This is a genomic window from Pseudomonas sp. PA-5-4B (assembly GCF_021606215.1).
GTDB classification, from domain to species: Bacteria; Pseudomonadota; Gammaproteobacteria; order Pseudomonadales; family Pseudomonadaceae; genus Aquipseudomonas; species Aquipseudomonas edaphica.
The window spans coordinates 18,928-32,833 of the sequence record NZ_WKDB01000042.1; the positions used below are offsets into that span (position 1 = coordinate 18,928).

Annotated in this window: 15 protein-coding genes; 7 read left to right on the top strand and 8 right to left on the bottom strand. The window is 58.6% G+C overall.

Annotated features, from left to right (window positions below; translation table 11 throughout):
* Positions 1-4: 4 nt before the first annotated feature.
* On the bottom strand, positions 5-934 hold the full coding sequence (locus tag GIW28_RS20020; RefSeq protein ID WP_017139203.1) for a fatty acid desaturase: 930 nt from the start codon (positions 932-934) through the stop codon (positions 5-7).
* A gap of 301 nt (positions 935-1,235) precedes the next feature.
* Here GIW28_RS20020 and GIW28_RS20025 point away from each other — a divergent pair, with 301 nt between their 5' ends.
* On the top strand, positions 1,236-1,673 hold the full coding sequence (locus GIW28_RS20025) for a GNAT family N-acetyltransferase (protein ID WP_017139201.1): 438 nt from the start codon (positions 1,236-1,238) through the stop codon (positions 1,671-1,673).
* A 59-nt stretch (positions 1,674-1,732) separates the two neighbouring features.
* Positions 1,733-2,551 carry a class I SAM-dependent methyltransferase gene (locus tag GIW28_RS20030; protein ID WP_099550457.1) on the top strand — a complete coding sequence of 273 codons (819 nt, stop codon included), beginning with the start codon at positions 1,733-1,735 and terminating at the stop codon, positions 2,549-2,551.
* 167 nt (positions 2,552-2,718) lie between these two features.
* Here GIW28_RS20030 and def read toward each other — a convergent pair whose 3' ends face one another.
* The 3 genes from def to GIW28_RS20045 all read right to left on the bottom strand — a co-directional run bounded on the left by def (position 2,719) and on the right by GIW28_RS20045 (position 4,577).
* Positions 2,719-3,258: a peptide deformylase gene (gene def, locus GIW28_RS20035; protein ID WP_017139199.1), complete on the bottom strand. Its 540-nt coding sequence runs from the start codon at positions 3,256-3,258 to the stop codon at positions 2,719-2,721.
* 3 nt (positions 3,259-3,261) lie between these two features.
* The gene (locus GIW28_RS20040) at positions 3,262-4,212 is read right to left on the bottom strand and encodes a YihY/virulence factor BrkB family protein (RefSeq protein WP_017139198.1); all 951 of its coding nucleotides are present in this window, start codon (positions 4,210-4,212) and stop codon (positions 3,262-3,264) included.
* Between the two features lie 179 nt (positions 4,213-4,391).
* On the bottom strand, positions 4,392-4,577 hold the full coding sequence (locus GIW28_RS20045) for a CsbD family protein (RefSeq protein ID WP_017139197.1): 186 nt from the start codon (positions 4,575-4,577) through the stop codon (positions 4,392-4,394).
* Positions 4,578-4,776: 199 nt separating this feature from the next.
* Between GIW28_RS20045 and GIW28_RS20050 the strand changes: the two genes are divergently transcribed.
* Positions 4,777-5,154, top strand: coding sequence for a hypothetical protein (locus tag GIW28_RS20050; RefSeq protein WP_017139196.1), 378 nt, complete (start codon positions 4,777-4,779; stop codon positions 5,152-5,154).
* 164 nt (positions 5,155-5,318) lie between these two features.
* Here GIW28_RS20050 and fadD1 read toward each other — a convergent pair whose 3' ends face one another.
* Both fadD1 and fadD2 read right to left on the bottom strand, forming a co-directional pair.
* Positions 5,319-7,010 (bottom strand): long-chain-fatty-acid--CoA ligase FadD1, encoded by a 1,692-nt coding sequence (fadD1, locus tag GIW28_RS20055; protein ID WP_169985115.1) that lies wholly within the window; start codon positions 7,008-7,010, stop codon positions 5,319-5,321.
* Between the two features lie 383 nt (positions 7,011-7,393).
* The gene (gene fadD2, locus GIW28_RS20060) at positions 7,394-9,082 is read right to left on the bottom strand and encodes a long-chain-fatty-acid--CoA ligase FadD2 (RefSeq protein ID WP_017139194.1); all 1,689 of its coding nucleotides are present in this window, start codon (positions 9,080-9,082) and stop codon (positions 7,394-7,396) included.
* A 210-nt stretch (positions 9,083-9,292) separates the two neighbouring features.
* Here fadD2 and GIW28_RS20065 point away from each other — a divergent pair, with 210 nt between their 5' ends.
* Positions 9,293-10,237 (top strand): alpha/beta hydrolase, encoded by a 945-nt coding sequence (locus GIW28_RS20065; protein WP_236447528.1) that lies wholly within the window; start codon positions 9,293-9,295, stop codon positions 10,235-10,237.
* 58 nt (positions 10,238-10,295) lie between these two features.
* Positions 10,296-10,766, top strand: a complete 471-nt coding sequence (locus GIW28_RS20070; RefSeq protein WP_003175719.1) for a MaoC family dehydratase — start codon at positions 10,296-10,298, stop codon at positions 10,764-10,766.
* 165 nt (positions 10,767-10,931) lie between these two features.
* On the opposite strand, the gene GIW28_RS20075 is transcribed toward GIW28_RS20070, so the two are convergent.
* Positions 10,932-11,399, bottom strand: a complete 468-nt coding sequence (locus GIW28_RS20075; RefSeq protein ID WP_017139192.1) for a ferritin-like domain-containing protein — start codon at positions 11,397-11,399, stop codon at positions 10,932-10,934.
* A gap of 204 nt (positions 11,400-11,603) precedes the next feature.
* Here GIW28_RS20075 and GIW28_RS20080 point away from each other — a divergent pair, with 204 nt between their 5' ends.
* Together GIW28_RS20080 and GIW28_RS20085 are read left to right on the top strand one after the other, a co-directional pair.
* Positions 11,604-11,840: a DUF3820 family protein gene (locus GIW28_RS20080; RefSeq protein WP_017139191.1), complete on the top strand. Its 237-nt coding sequence runs from the start codon at positions 11,604-11,606 to the stop codon at positions 11,838-11,840.
* Between the two features lie 12 nt (positions 11,841-11,852).
* The gene (locus GIW28_RS20085) at positions 11,853-13,028 is read left to right on the top strand and encodes an aminotransferase class V-fold PLP-dependent enzyme (RefSeq protein ID WP_236447100.1); all 1,176 of its coding nucleotides are present in this window, start codon (positions 11,853-11,855) and stop codon (positions 13,026-13,028) included.
* A 202-nt stretch (positions 13,029-13,230) separates the two neighbouring features.
* Here GIW28_RS20085 and GIW28_RS20090 read toward each other — a convergent pair whose 3' ends face one another.
* Entirely contained in the window at positions 13,231-13,896 is a 666-nt protein-coding gene (locus tag GIW28_RS20090) for a bifunctional 4-hydroxy-2-oxoglutarate aldolase/2-dehydro-3-deoxy-phosphogluconate aldolase (RefSeq protein WP_026013852.1), read from the bottom strand.
* Between the last annotated feature and the right edge of the window lie 10 nt (positions 13,897-13,906).

The following is a 13,906-nucleotide window of genomic DNA, read 5'->3' on the forward strand; positions in this document are numbered from 1 at the left end:
TCTCTCACGCAAAAGGGTGCCTTGGGCTGTCGATGGCCTTGAGGCCGTGGCGGCTGATCAACTGGCCATAACCCTGCACCAGAAAGCCGCCACTGCGCGCGACCCATTGTTCACGTCGCGCCCGGTAGACCGTGGGCAGCAGATACCAGGGCAACTTGGGCAAGTCGTGGTGCACCAGGTGCAGGTTGTTATTGAGGAACAGCCAGGTCCACGGCCAGGACGCTTCGTTGAGCACCGTACGCTGTTCCGGCTGCGGGTGCGGGCGGTGTTCATAGTAGGAACGGATCGACGCCAGGGACAAGGCTGGCGCGGTCACCAGCAGCAGGTAATGCCATACCGGGATGGCGCTGGAGTGGGCGATAACGCCGAGCATCAGGATTGTCACGCCGCCGTGGGCCAGCCACATTGGCCACACCTGGGGCAGGCATCGGAGTTGATGACGCGCCAATCGGGCGATGGCCAGCGGCGATGCCAGCAGAAAACGCCCCAGTAGGGTTTTGGTCAGCCAGTGAACGCCGCGCTTGAGCAACGAGCTGTTATCCCACTGGTGTTGATTGAGGTAGCGGCTTTCCGGGTCGATGCCCGGCAGGGTCAGGTCTTCGTCGTTATGGTGCAACAGGTGACTGTCGCGGTACAGCGTGTAGGGATACCACACGGCAAACGGCGCGTAGCCGAGCAGTTTGTTGATCAGGGGCGAACGGGTGGGATGGCCATGCAGCAATTCGTGTTGCACCGACAGCCAGAGTGTCACCAACGGGATCAGCAACACCGTGCTCAGCCACAGGCCCAGCCAGTGGCTGGCGAGGATCACGGCGAACCAGCCGGTATATACGCCGATCAGCAACAGCCAGGTCGGCCATTCGGTGACTGCGGTAAAACTGCGTGCCAGGGCTTCGATTTCCCGGCGTTGGGTCAGATCAAGGTAGTTGGCCATCGGCAGCTCAGAGCAGGTGTTTCCTGCTCTGTGCAGTGAGGCGCAAAAATCTTGCAGATCGTTTGGTTCTAAGCTTGTAACTCAGTGACCGAACAGGCCGGTTTCAGTCTTTTTGGCTTTTTTGTCGGCGCGTTTTTCATCGGCGGTCTTTGCCGGCTTTTTCTTCGCGGCTTTCTTTGAATCCATACCTTTGGCCATGATGCATGCTCCACGTGAAGGGGATGTAACACTGGGTATACCACCTATTGCCCGGCAGAAGGCGCTTATAATCGGCGGCCCTTGATTACGTTGCTCAAACACCATGCCCGAACTGCACATCCAACTGCTGGCAGAGCCACTGTGGCCGCTGCTGAACAAGTTTTACCGCCGCCATAATTCGCCGATGAAGGCCCTCAAGGGCGGCCGCTTGTGGGTGGCGCGTGACAGCGAGATTGTCGCCGGGTTGTGCCTTACGCCTGTGGTGGGAGGGCAATGGCTGACCGGCGTGTTTGTTGACCCGGCCTATCGCGGCCACGGGCTGGCGGCGCGGTTGATTGCTGCGGCAGTGGCCGATGTGGAAGGCACGGTGTGGTTGCTGTGTCATCCGCAGCTGGAAGGGCTCTATCAACGTATGGGTTTCACCCAGGAAACCACCCTGCCCCAATCGCTGGGTGAGCGCCTGGCGCGCTACAAACGCAACAAGCCAATGATCGCCATGGGCTTAGACCTTTTAGTGAGGTCCACTGCGGATAATGTGTGATCGGCCCGTGCAAGGCCCGTGCTAGCCTCGACAGCACAGTGGCCCCTTACAGGATGATCATGAAAACCACGCTTGCAGCGCTGTCTCTTACCGCCCTCCTCGCTCCGGCTTTAAGCCAGGCAGCGAATGCGCCGATTACCGCCGAGCAATACGCCAGCGTGCTGGCCGGCAGTTGGCGCGACCCGGCCAATAGCGCGCGTGACGGTTACCGCCACCCGCAGCAAACCCTGGAGTTCTTCGGCCTGAGCGCCACACAGAGCGTGATCGAAATCACCCCGGGTGGCGGTTGGTTCAGCGAAATTCTCGCGCCGCTGCTCAAGGACCACGGGCATTACATCGCCGCCGTGCAAGCTGCCAGCAGCAGTGCTTATGCTGCGACGTCCGAACAGAACCTGAAAAACAAATTCGCCGCCGACCCTGCGCGCTATGCCAAGGCCGAAGTCGTCGAGTTCAACCCCAAAGCCCCGGTGCTCGGCAAACCGGCTTCGGTGGACGCCGTGCTGACCTTTCGCAATGTGCATAACTGGGTAGACGCAGGCACCGCGCCAGCGACCTTCAGCGCGTTCTACACCGTGCTCAAACCAGGCGGTGTGCTGGGCGTGGAAGATCACCGGGCCAAAGACGGCGCGGACCTGGAAGCGATCAAGGACAGCGGCTACCTGACCACGGCGCAAGTGGTGAAGCTGGCGACGGACGCCGGGTTCAAGCTGGCCGGGCAGAGCGAGGTGAATGCCAACCCCAAGGACACCAAGGATTACCCGGGTGGCGTGTGGACGTTGCCGCCATCGCTGCGCTATGGGGAGCAGGATAAGGCCAGGTATGTCGCGATTGGCGAGTCGGATCGGATGACGTTGCGGTTCGTTAAACCCGCCCGATAACTCTGTTTGGAATGCATTCCAAATGTGGGAGCTGGCTTGTGTGGGAGCTGGCTTGCCTGCGATGCAGGCACCTCGGTTTATCAGTGTCACCGAGGCGATGCTATCGCAGGCAAGCCAGCTCCCACACAAGCTCAGCTCCCACATTTTTATCTCAGTGTGCCTGAGGGTTACTCGTCAGCGTTTGGATCCATATCCGGGAACATCACTTCGATAAACCCGAATTTGCTGAAGTCGGTAATCCGCGAGGGGTATAACCGGCCGATCAGGTGATCGCATTCATGCTGCACCACCCGCGCATGGAAGCCGTCGGCAACGCGCACGATCGGCTCGCCCTTGGGATCGAAACCCTCGTAGCGAATCTGCTGGTAACGATCCACTGCACCGCGCAGGCCGGGCACGGACAGGCAACCTTCGTAACCTTCTTCGAGCACCGGGCTGAGCGGCGTGATCAGCGGGTTGATCAGGATGGTCTGCGGCACCGGCGGCGCATCCGGGTAGCGTTCGCTGGCCTCGAAACCAAAGATAACAAGCTGCAGGTCCACACCAATCTGCGGCGCGGCCAGGCCGACACCGCCGACGTGTTCCATGGTCTGGAACATGTCATCAATCAACTGCCACAGCTCAGGGCTGTCGAACATTTCCGGCGGAACCGGTGGCGCGATGCGCAGCAGGCGCTCGTCGCCCATTTTCAGGATTTCACGGATCATCGATCAGACTTCATCGGTAGTGGGCTTGGAGTGGTCCCGGCCCAGGCCTGAGACGTGCTGTTTTTCATTCGTGTGGCTGTCTTCATCAAATTCCTTTTCACCTGGGTCCTTGCCTTCGGCCGACATGTGCTCGATCACGGCATTCATCTCCGCGCCGAGCAACAACACAGCGGCGGAAATATAGAAGTACAGAAGCAGGACGATGATCGCACCGATACTGCCATACATCGCGTTGTAGTCAGCAAAGGTTTTGACGTAATAACCAAAGCCCAGCGAGGCGATGATCCACACCACCACGGCCAGCACTGAGCCTGGGGTGATAAAGCGGAATTTTTGCTCAACATCGGGCATCACGTAGTACATGAGGGCCACGGCGAACATCAGCAGAATCACGATCAAGGGCCAGCGCAGGATGGTCCATAAGGTGACCACGAATTCCTGCATGCCGATCTGCCCGGCGAGCCATTCCATCACTTGCGGGCCGAGCACCATCAGTGCGGCAGCAGCGAGCAACATGCCGGCGATGCCGACAGTGTAGAAAATCGACAGCGGGAAGCGCTTCCAGATCGGCCGGCCTTCGACCACGTCATAGGCGGCGTTCATCGCGCTCATCATCAGGCGCACGCCGGCCGAGGCGGTCCACAGCGCGATCACGATACCCACCGAGAGCAAACCGCCCTTGGACTGCTGCAACTGGTCGATCACCGGGTTGACCTGCTCCAGCGCCTGGGGCGGCAACACCAGTTCCGACTGCATGCGCAGCCAGGTGAAAAAGTCCGGCAGGTGCAGGAAGCCGATCAGGGCAATGAGGAACAGCAGGAAGGGAAACAGCGAGAACAGCATCTGGTAGGCCAGTGCCGAGGCGTAGGTGGGCATTTCGTCATCGACGAATTCCTTGACGGTGCGCAGCAGCACTTTGTGGAGCTTGAGGCCGTCTAGTACCGGAAAAATCATAGCGTCTCCTTTCGCCGCAAAAGGGTGAGGTCGTGGGCGACTCAGGGGCCGTTTTCTACATCAAAGTAGCCCATTTGGCGACTTTGAAACAATTTCCAAACTTTAGTTGCACGCTTCACATAAAAACGGCCATCCGTAGATGGCCGTCGGGCTGCATGAATCCAGCCGGCGATTCAGTGTTACTTGACGGCTTTTTTTACCGCATCTTTGGTGTCGCCGACGGCTTTTTCGACCTGACCTTTCTTCTCCTGCAAAACGCCTTCAGCGTGCAGCTTGTCATTGCCGGTGACTTTGCCGACACCTTGCTTGATGTTGCCGACAAGTTCATCTTTCAAACCTTTTGCCTTATCCGATGTGCTGCTCATGGTATTTCTCCGAAAGAACAATCAAGGGTTTTGGTCATTACCTAGAGATTGACCCGAGGCCGTTCGGCAGAGTTTCAATTATTTTCAGCGCGCATTTCATCGCCGGCGACAGGTTTGGCTTTATGTTTTGCCGCCAACCCATGAGAATGCCCGGCACATTCAGGCTATAACGCTGAATAACAGATCCCGTAGGAAGGTTATGAAACTCAATAAAGCACAGGCCATCGCCCGCAGAAACCAGGAACTGGGCGGTGCCGTACTCGGCGTCAACAACTGCCACTTCACCGACCTGGACAGCAAACGCAACATCTGGTGGTTCGACCTGCCGCTGGTGCGCATTGGTGTGGGCCAGTACGAGTGGGTTCACTTGTTGATGCACAACGCCGAGACTGACCAGTTGCTGCACCTGAAAGTGCCGACGGCGTTCCTGCGCGAACACATCGAAGGGCTGGTGGTGCGCAACGCGGGCAAGCGCAAGCCGGAGATTACCCTGGAGCTGAGCGCGGATAAGGATTCGTTCTTGAAGGATGTGCGCCCGGCAGGTGCTGGCGTGGGCTTCGCGCAGTTCGCCTTGTAACAACTCGATTAAAACATGTGGGAGCTGGCTTGCCTGCGATGGCGGTATACCCTTCACAGTTGGGCTAGCTGATCCACCGCTATCGCAGGCAAGCCAGCTCCCACATTGGACTGCATTCCAGTTCGGGCCAAAAAAAACCCCGCATCAGCGGGGTTTTTTATGGGTTACTTTTTAAGGCCCAGCTTCTTCAGCTCTTCATCGCGCAACTCACGGCGCAGGATCTTGCCCACGTTGGTAGTCGGCAATGCATCACGGAACTCCACGGCCCTGGGCACCTTGTAGCCGGTGACGTTGGCGCGCATGTGTTCCATGACCTGGTCCTTGGTCAGGGTCGCGCCTGGCTTGACCACGATAAAGATCTTGATGTGCTCACCGGATTTTTCATCCGGCACACCGATGGCCGCACATTGCAGCACGCCCGGCAGGCTTGTCAGCACGTCTTCCAGTTCGTTGGGGTAGACGTTGAAACCGGAGACCAGAATCATGTCTTTCTTGCGGTCGACAATGCGGATGTAGCCGTCTTGCTGGATGATCGCGATGTCACCGGTCTTCAACCAGCCTTCACTGTCGAGCATTTCGGCGGTGGAGTCGTCGCGCAACCAGTAGCCCTTCATCACCTGCGGGCCTTTCACACACAGCTCGCCGGTTTCGCCCAGCGCCAACTCGGTGCCGTCGTCGGCGATGACTTTGCACAGCGTGGAAGGCACCGGAATGCCGATGGTGCCGATCTGGATATGCTGGATCGGGTTGACGGTGGCCACCGGGCTGGTTTCGGTCATGCCGTAACCTTCACAGATGCCACAGCCGGTCACGGCTTTCCAGCGCTCAGCCGCAGCCAGTTGCAGGGCCATGCCGCCCGACAAGGTCACTTTGAGTGCGGAGAAGTCCAGCTTGCGGAACGCCTCGTTATTGCACAGCGCCACGAACAGCGTGTTCAAGCCGACAAAGCCGCTGAACTTCCACTTCGACAGTTCCTTGACCATCGCCGGCAGGTCGCGCGGGTTGCTGATCAGGATGTTGTGGTTGCCGATCAGCATCATCGCCATGCAATGAAAGGTGAACGCATAGATGTGGTACAGCGGCAGCGGTGTGATCAGGATCTCGCAGCCTTCGTTGAGGTTGGAGCCCATCAGCGCCTTGCACTGCAACATGTTGGCGACAAGGTTGCGGTGGGTGAGCATCGCGCCCTTGGCCACGCCGGTGGTGCCACCGGTGTATTGCAGCACAGCCACATCGCCGCTGGCCGGGCTGGCGTCGTTAACCGGTTGGCCGTGCCCCTTGGCCAGCACGTCGTTGAACTTGATCGCCTTGGGCAAGTGATAGGCCGGGACCATTTTCTTCACGTACTTGATGACGCTGTTGATCAGCAGGCGCTTGAACGGCGACAGCAAGTCAGCGACTTCGGTGACGATCACGTGCTTGACGGCAGTCTTGGGCACGACTTTTTCAGCCAGGTGCGCCATGTTTGCCAGGCAGACCAGGGCCTTGGCCCCGGAATCATTGAATTGGTGTTCCATTTCCCGCGCGGTGTACAGCGGGTTGGTGTTGACCACGATCAGCCCGGCACGGATGGCACCGAACACGGCCACCGGGTATTGCAGGACGTTGGGCAGTTGCACGGCGATTCGATCGCCGGGCTTCAAATCGGTATGCTGTTGCAGGTAGGCGGCGAAGGCGCCGGACAATTCGTACAGTTCACCGTAGGTGATGGTCTTGCCCAGGTTGCTGAAAGCCGGTTTGTCGGCGAAGCGCTGGCAGGACTGTTTCAGTACCGCCTGAATATTCTGATACTCGTCTGGATTGATGTCTGCAGCAATCCCGGCGGGGTACTTATCCTTCCAAAAGTCTTCGTTCATGGAAGCCCACTCCTCAGCGACGCGAATTCATCATCGCATTTGATGCGATTATTATTGGTGTATGTTTTTTTAGGTGAATCTGGCGCTTTCAAGCAGGCCGAGAAGTCACAAAGCGCGCCGAGAGTAGCAGCTTTGCCAAGGGCCGCCTAGAGCCAAAAGAAGGCCCCACAGTCATAAACATGACTCAAGAATATCTAATGGTCATTTTTAGAGCAAAGATTCTATAAGCCAGTAAATCGCTCTGGAATGGGCTTTACGGAGCGATAAATAGCAATGTGGGAGCTGGCTTGCCTGCGATAGCGGTGAATCAGTCGATAAATCGGGTGACTGATATATCGCTATCGCAGGCAAGCCAGCTCCCACATTTTTTATTGCATTTCACATCAGGCGATGTCGCGCAGCTCCCTGCGCAAAATCTTGCCCACCGGCGTCATCGGCAACGACTCACGCAACACAATGTGCTTGGGCACCTTGTACCCGGTGAAGTTGGTCTTGCAGTACGCCTTCAACTCATCAACGCTCACACCTTGGGCGCGCGCCACCACAAACAGCTTCACCGCCTCGCCGGTGCGTTCGTCCGGTACGCCGATCACCGCGCAGTTGGCCACTGCTGGATGCGCCATCACCACGTCTTCGATCTCGTTGGGATACACATTGAAGCCCGAGACGATGATCAGGTCTTTCTTGCGATCGACGATGCTGACAAAACCATCGGTGTCGATCACCGCAATATCACCGGTTTTGAGCCAACCTTCGGCGTCCAGGGTCTCGGCGGTGGCCACGGGTTGCTGCCAGTAACCCTTCATCACCTGCGGGCCTTTGATGCACAGCTCGCCGCGCTCGCCCAGGGGCAGCTCGCGGCCTTCATCATCAATCACTTTCATCGCCGTGCCCGGCACCGGAATGCCCACGGTGCCCAGCCGCGACTGGCTGCCGTAGGGGTTGGTACTGGCCACCGGCGAGGTTTCGGTGAGGCCGTAACCTTCGCCGATGGAGCAACCGGTGAGAGCCTTCCAGCGCTCGGCGGTGGCCTTGACCAGCGCAGTGCCACCCGAATTGGTGATCTTGAGATGGGAGAAATCCAGGGTCTTGAAGTCGGGGTGATCCATGAGCGCCACGAACAGCGTGTTCAACCCGAGCAAGCAGGAGAACCGCCACTTTTTCAGCTCCTTGATAAACCCGCCGATGTCACGCGGGTTGGTGATCAGCACGTTGTGGTTGCCGGTCACCATCATGCACATGCAGTTCGCGGTAAAAGCATAGATGTGGTACAGCGGCAGCGGCGCAATCATCACCTCCTGCCCTTCTTTCACCAGCGGCTGGCCGTCATCGGTGACCTGGGACATGCACGCCCGCGCCTGCTGCATATTCGCCACCAGGTTGCCGTGGGTGAGCATCGCGCCCTTGGCCAGGCCGGTGGTGCCGCCGGTGTATTGCAGCACGGCGATATCATCCAGCGTCACCGGGTGGCGAACCACCGCCTGGCCCGCGCCCATGCGCAAGGCGCGCTTGAACGACACCGCACGTGGCAGGCTGTAGGCCGGGACCATTTTCTTGACCTTGTCGACCACGGTGTTGACCAGCCAGCCTTTGGCGGCGGGCATGAAGTCGCCCATCCTGGCTTCGATCAGGTAGTCGATCTCGGTGTCGGTGCACACGTCCTGCACCCGCGAACCGAACAGGTTGAGATAGACCAGCGCGCGCACGCCAGCATCCTTGAACTGGTGGCGCATCTCACGCGGGGTGTACAGCGGGTTGGTGTTGACCACGATCAACCCGGCGCGCAGCGCGCCGAACACCGCAATCGGGTAATGCAGCACGTTGGGCATCTGCACCGCGATGCGCTCGCCAGGCTTGAGGTCGGTGTGGTTTTGCAGGTAGCCGGCGAACGCGGCACTCTGGCGCTCAAGCTCGGCGTAGGTCAAGGTGATGCCCATGTTGCTGAACGCCGGACGGTCGGCAAAGGCCTTGCAGGAGCGTTCAAAGACCTCGATCACCGATTTGTAGGTAGTGAGGTCGATATCATTGGGAACGCCCGCCGCGCGTTTGTCATTCCAGAAATCAGGTTGCATTATTCTTGTCCTCGTACCTGAGTGTGTCCGGCCGCTTTCTCATTGGTATAAAAAGCGGAGCTTTGGGGACGTTAGCAGCTATGGCCAAACAGGCAAATACGCGCAACTGTGTCATTTATTGTATGAATCTTGCCCCTAACGTGTAGGCAGATACACCAGCCCCGGCCAGATGAGCTATACACTGCAACGACCCTGAGCAAAGGAAGCGCTATGAATCACAGCACCTTCTGGCTGACCGCGAATGACCGCAGCCGCCTGTACGTCAATCAATGGCTGCCGGACGGGCCCGCCAAGGCCATGATCATGCTGTCCCACGGCATGGCCGAGCACAGCGGGCGCTATGCACGCCTGGCCGAAGCGCTGTGCGCAGCCGGCTACGGCCTGTACGCGCCGGACCAGCGTGGCCATGGCCGCACCGCCGATGAAGGCACGCTGGGCCTGTACGCCGAAAAGGATGGCTGGAATAAAGTGGTGGGCGACCTCGCCAGCCTCAACCAGCACATCGGCCAGCAGCAGCCGGGCCTGCCGATCATCTTGCTGGGCCACAGCATGGGCAGCTATATCGCCCAGGCGTACCTGTTGCACCATAGCGCGAGCCTGAACGGGGCGATTCTCAGCGGTTCGAATTACCAGCCGGTGGCGCTGTACCGCGCCGCCGGCGTCATTGCCCGACTGGAGCGCGCACGCCAAGGCCTGCGCGGGCGCAGTGCATTGATCGACTTTTTGTCGTTCGGCTCATTCAACAAGGCATTCAAGCCCGACCGCACCGCGTTTGACTGGCTAAGCCGCGACCCGCTGGAGGTGGACAAGTACATCAATGACCCGCTGTGCGGCTTTCGCTGTACCAACCAGTTGTGGATCGACTTGCTCGGCGGCTTGCAGCAAATCAGCAAAGCGTCCAACCTCGCACAGATCGATCCGGGCCTGCCAATTATGATAATGGGCGGCGAATGTGATCCGGTAAGTGAAGGCAAACGTCTCAAAAGCCTGGCCCATGCCCTGCGTGAGGCTGGTTGCCAGAACCTGCAATTGAATATCTACCCGCAGGCGCGTCATGAAGTGTTCAACGAAACCAACCGCGATGACGTGACAGCGGATGTTCTGAAGTGGCTCGACCAGGCCTTGACGTTACGCAGGCCGGCGCGCTGCGAGTAACTTTTTCCTTTAAAATCAATCTATTAAATTACCGATTAGCCACAGGATGCACCTTTAGATGACCCAGGTTACCAACACCCCATACGAAGCCCTCGAAGTCGGCCAGACCGCCAGCTACAGCAAGACCGTCGAAGAGCGCGATATCCAGCTGTTCGCGGCGATGTCCGGCGACCACAACCCGGTGCACCTGGATGCCGAGTACGCCAAGGCGACCATGTTCAAGGAGCGTATCGCCCACGGCATGTTCAGCGGCGCGTTGATCAGTGCAGCGGTAGCGTGCGAGCTGCCTGGGCCGGGCACTATCTACATCGGCCAGCAGATGAGCTTCCAGAAGCCGGTAAAAATCGGCGACACCTTGACCGTGCGCCTGGAGATCCTGGAGAAGTTGCCCAAGTTTCGTGTGCGCATCGCCACGCGCGTCTTCAACCAGCGCGATGAGCTGGTGGTGGACGGTGAGGCTGAAATTCTTGCGCCGCGCAAGCAACAGGTTGTTACGTTGACTGAGCTGCCGCCGATCAGCATTGGCTGATAGAAATCTCGAAATCAATACAAAGCAAATGTGGGAGCTGGCTAGCCTGCGATACACACACCTCGGCGTATCAGTTACACCGGGGTGATGCTATCGCAGGCAAGCCAGCTCCCACATTCAGTTACAGCATAGGCAGTTACAGCATAAGCAATTACAGCAATGTGCTTACGAGTTAGCGCGAGCCTGGTTACGCAGGGCTTTCACCTGGTCGTGGTTACGTTGTGCGCCGTGGAACTGACGCTCAACCAGGTCACGAATACCCAGCAGGTTGTGCTTGTTGATTTTCTCGATCGCTTCCTTGTAAGCCTTCAGGGCGTGGTCTTCACCGCGCTCGGCTTCGTTCAGTACTGCCTCTTCATCTTTACCGGTGACCAGCGACTTCACGTCGACCCAGCCACGGTGCAGAGCGCCGGCAACCGAACCGGATTCTTCCGGATCGCCACCCAGGGCACGCACGGCGGTTTGCAGCTCGGCTGCGGCAGTGGCGCAATCGGCGGAGCGTTTCTGGAACAGCGCCTTGAGCTCAGGATGCTTGATGTCTTCAGCACAAGTCGCGAAGCCTTTCTGGCCGTCTTTGCTGGTTTCGATCAGGTCGTTGAGTACGGAGATCGATTCTTTGTTGATGTCAGTCATTTTTCAATTCCTTGTGCAGGTTAGAAGGTTGTCTTAATGAGTGCAGCGCCCGTGCCAGGTTTTGAAAAATTAATTTATTGATATATATCAGCTACTTACAAAATATTGAACCATCTGTATGTACGTTATTTGCATGATCTGTCATTTGGCCTTCATGCAGAATGCCTGTATTTTCCAAGGACTCGACGCCAACCCTTGAAGCCCATGAACCCCGAAAAACTCGAATTGCTGATCACCCGCGAAATGCCCTTCGGCAAGTACAAGGGACGCATCATCGCCGACCTGCCCGGCCCCTACCTGAACTGGTTTGCCCGTGAAGGTTTTCCTCACGGCGAGCTGGGCGGTTTGCTCGCTTTGATGCAGGAAATCGACCACAACGGCCTGTCCGAACTGCTGGAGCCGCTGCGCGTAAAACACGGCAAACCTGCCCCCCGTCATTAAAGAGCGCCCGCTATGCCAAGGAATGCAGACAACGAACGTCACTGGCACGCCATCGCCCAGCGCTATGAGCTGGAGCCTGGCCCGATCAATCTGGAAAACGGCTACTTCGGGCGCATGAGCCGTGCTGTGCAGGCGCAGTATCTGGAGCATGTGGCCTTTATCAACCGCAGCAACTCGCTGTATGTGCGTCAGCGCTTTGAGCAAGGTGAAAATGTCGAGATCCGTCGGCAACTGGCCGGGCTGATCGATGCGGATCCGGAGGCGATCGCTTTCACCCGCAACGCCACCGAGGCTCTGCAATCGCTGATCCGCAACTACAACGGCCTGCAACCAGGCGATCAGGTGCTGATCAGTGATCTGGAGTACGACACGGTCAAAGGTGCCATGCGTTGGTTGGCTGGTGTTCGCGGTGTGGAGGTAGTCGAACTTGCCCACGCCCACCCGGCCAGTTTCGACAGCCTGGTGCAGACCTATCGCAATGCGTTCGTGCAGTACCCGCGCCTCAAGCTGATGGCGCTGACCCATGTCACCCACCGCACCGGCCTGGTGATGCCTGTCGCAGCCATCGCCAAGGCGGCGCGTGAGCATGGCGTGGACGTGATTCTTGATGGCGCCCATGCGTTGGGCCAGATTGACTTCAACCTCGCCGAACTGGGCATTCAGTTCGCCGGGTTCAACCTGCATAAATGGATCGGCGCGCCGCTGACCCTGGGTTTTCTGTACATCGCCCCGGAGCGCCTGGCCGATATCGACCCGGACATGGGTGAGTTTCACTACCCCTCCAGCGACGTGCGTGCGCGCACCTCCTACAGCACGCCGAATTTTCCGGCGTTGATGACCTTGCCGTTGGTGCTGGAGGAACATCGCAACCTCGGCGGCTCGGCGGCCAAGGGTGCGCGCGTCAATTACCTGCGTGATCGCTGGGTCAGCCAGGTGCGCGGGTTGCCGGGGATTGAGGTGCTGACACCGGATGATCCGCGGCTGTATTGCGCGATTACGGCGTTCAAGTTTACTGGGCGGGATCAGACGGCGATGGCGGATCGGTTGCTCAAGGAGTACGACCTGTTTACCACCACGCGCACAGGTGCGGCGTTTGGAACCTGTATTCGGGTGACGCCTGGGCTAGTGACGTCGGCGGCAGACATCGATGTGTTGGTCAACGCAATAACTGAGTTAAGCACGGACTAAAACTGTGGGAGCTGGCTTGCCTGCGATGGCGGTGTATCAGTAGAAACATCCTAACCTGACCCACCGCTATCGCAGGCAAGCCAGCTCCCACAGTTGATCGGAGTTGAATGTGAGTTTTTTGCAGGCAAAAAAAAGCGGTACACCGACCAAGTGCACCGCAAAAATGCCGTTAAGCACAGCAACAACGATTCGGTAAATCAGATCAGTCCAGCAGTGCCAGCGCCTGTGCGGTGACTTCCTGGATACGGGCCCAGTCGCCGTTCTTGACCCATTCAGGGTCCAGCATCCAGCTACCGCCCACGCACATCACGTTTTTCAACGCCATGTAGTTTTTGATGTTGGCCGGGCCAACGCCGCCGGTTGGGCAGAATTTAACTTCGCCGAACGGGCCGCCCAGGGCCTTGATTGCAGCCACGCCGCCGCTGACTTCGGCCGGGAACAGCTTGAAGCGGCGATAACCCAGGCCATAGCCTTCCATGATGCCGGAAGCATTGCTGATGCCAGGCAACAGCGGAATCGGGCTGTGCACCGAGGCTTCCAGCAGGTCACGGGTAATGCCGGGGGTGACGATGAACTGCGAACCGGCAACCTCGGCCGCTTCGAGCATGTGGCGGTCGAGTACGGTGCCGGCACCGGTGCACAGTTCAGGGCGTTGCTCGCGCAGTACCTGAATGGCCTTGAGGCCGAACTCGGAGCGCAGGGTCACTTCCAATGCGGTCAAACCGCCGGCTGCCAGGGCATCGGCCAGCGGCAGGATGTCCTGTTCGCGGGCGATGGTGATCACCGGCAGGATCCGCGCCTTGGCGCAGAGGCTGTCGATCAGGGCAACTTTGTCCGCCATGGACACGGTCGGTTGAGGGCTTTTCATAGCGGCTGAT